Here is a 2,080-nt window from a genome sequence, read left to right as displayed (position 1 = left end):
CCGGACAGACGACAGTACTGACGAAACGACCGCGAAAATCGCTAAAAAACTCTTGCAATGCAGGAGCCACCCACAGACGACATTTGTTGGGTTAGCTAGCGCCGCAGTGCAGCTTCCCAATAGCAGTCTTTGATTTCTCATGGAAACAACAAAGAGAGCCCCGCATTCGAACGGGGCTCTCACTGCATATGTCATTGGCTCACTTGATGGCGAGGATGTCGTAGTTGCGCACGTTGGCGACAACGCCGTCATCCCAACCGCCTTTGACCAGATCAGAAGCCTGCGCATTCAGAAGACCTGCAACCTGACCGGCAAAATGGGCTTCGCGGCCTGAGTTGTCAGCGAAGATGTCGTAGATCGCGAAGTTTTTTTCGTCGATTTGCAAGGCCACCCAGAACAGAGTTTTCGGTTCTGTTTCGGCGACGATGGGACCGGCTGCGGTCAATAAGGCTGCCAAGTCGTCCGCTTTGCCGGGTGCAGCCTCGATGGCGATGTAAGTGGCCGTTGTCGCGCTGTATAGATCGACAGGCGCCTTGGCCGAAAGTACGTTTGAGTTGTTGATGTTGGCGACAACGCCAGCATCCCAACCACCAGCAACGAGAGCATCAGCGTTTTCGTTCAAAGCACCTGCGACAGCGCCCGAGAAATGCGCATTGCGTGCTTCTTCGTCAACGAAAATGTCAAAGATGGCCAGTGTGTCGTTGTCTCGCAGCGCGAACCAAAGCTCGGTTCCTGGTTCTGTGTCCTTTACGACGGGGGCAGCACCGGACAGAAACTCGGCGAAGGCTTCCGTTTGGCCTTCGGCGGCTGGCATTGCGATATAGCTTGCGGTGTAGTTGTCCATAACGTTTTCCTGTGCGTGAGAAGTGGATGCGGTTGCGATCAGTGCGATTGCGCCGAGTGCGTTGAGGATTTGAGTTTTCATTTGTTGTCTCCTGGTTTGAGTTCATCTGAGTTCGTTTCGATGCACTCTTGTCTCACGACGGGTGTCTTCAGCTCCAATTCCGAGATTCTATTTTACGATAGGCAGTGGCTATGGTTCATTCGAAGCAATGAGACGGGAGTCCAACCACTATGGAAATGAACCAAGTTCGCTACTTCCTGGCTGTGTGCGAGCACCACAACTTCACCCACGCAGCAAGCGCGTCCAATGTTTCACAACCCTCGCTCACAACAGCAATCAAGAAGCTTGAGGACGAACTTGGCGGTGCGTTGTTCATCCGCGATCGTGCAGGTTGCCGCCTCACACCGCTTGGGCAACTAGTAAAACCAAGACTTGAGCGAGTTTATGCAGAAACGCTTGAAGCCAAAGCCGAGGCGGTGCGACACACACGACTGGAACGCGTGCCAATAGGCATCGGCATTGGGGATACGGTCGGGAACAACAAAATCGCTACAGCGGTGGAAAGGTTTAGGGAACGCCTTCCACAAGCGGAAATTGAGCTGATTGTAGGACGGACAGAAGACCTGCTTTCGAAGCTTCGAGACGGGCTATTGGATGTTGTCGTCGCCTCAACCGATGCGAGCCCTGACCTGTATCGAATAGATCATCTCTATGACGAGCAGTACCGTGTGGTGGTGAAAAAGGACCACGACTTGGCCAAGTTGGATGCCGTTACTCTCTGTGATCTTGCAAAGACAACCATGCTGGATCGGCCAAACTGCGAGATGCGAGACACCTTGCATGCGACCTGTTCTGATCTCGGACATTCCCTATACGCTTCCTACCGGTCCAACCGCGTGGATTGGCTCATTGATCTGGCACGCCAAGGTTCCGGTGCAGTTATCCTGCCTGAGACCGCCATCCCCAACGACATTGCGTTAACGACAATGCCAATCGAAGACATGCACATTCAAAGGGACATCGTAGCGCTCAGATATCGGCACCAAGCAACGCGACCGGAAGCTGATGAACTCGTGAAGGAGATGGCGCGAGGCTAGCGTCCACGGCCCATTCCTGCCGTTCAGCACCCGTTTGAGATTCTGCGGTCGCAGCCCGCATTGCTGATGGGGTGGATGGCTCCTGCTTCAACCGGCGTCGCAATGCGCCATAGTGCAGGTGTCAAAGTCTGCTTATGAG

General features: G+C 54.0%; 2 protein-coding genes. One reads left to right on the top strand and one right to left on the bottom strand.

Annotated features, from left to right (window positions below; genetic code table 11):
* Positions 1–199 precede the first annotated feature (199 nt).
* Positions 200–814: a hypothetical protein gene (locus tag Q1A89_RS23425; protein WP_299734147.1), complete on the bottom strand. Its 615-nt coding sequence runs from the start codon at positions 812–814 to the stop codon at positions 200–202.
* 260 nt (positions 815–1,074) lie between these two features.
* Between Q1A89_RS23425 and Q1A89_RS23420 the strand changes: the two genes are divergently transcribed.
* Positions 1,075–1,941 (top strand): LysR family transcriptional regulator, encoded by an 867-nt coding sequence (locus Q1A89_RS23420; protein ID WP_299734145.1) that lies wholly within the window; start codon positions 1,075–1,077, stop codon positions 1,939–1,941.
* Positions 1,942–2,080 lie beyond the last annotated feature (139 nt).

This window comes from uncultured Tateyamaria sp., from assembly GCF_947503045.1.
GTDB lineage: Bacteria > Pseudomonadota > Alphaproteobacteria > Rhodobacterales > Rhodobacteraceae > Tateyamaria.
The sequence above is the reverse complement of the archived record's forward strand: the minus strand, read 5'-3'. Positions and strand labels throughout refer to the sequence as shown.

Bases quoted from the DNA above. Each gene is read 5' to 3' on its own strand.
- Q1A89_RS23425 (WP_299734147.1), bottom strand. From the start codon at position 814: ATGCCAGCCGCCGAAGGCCAAACGGAAGCCTTCGCCGAGTTTCTGTCC.
- Q1A89_RS23420 (WP_299734145.1), top strand. From the start codon at position 1,075: ATGGAAATGAACCAAGTTCGCTACTTCCTGGCTGTGTGCGAGCACCAC.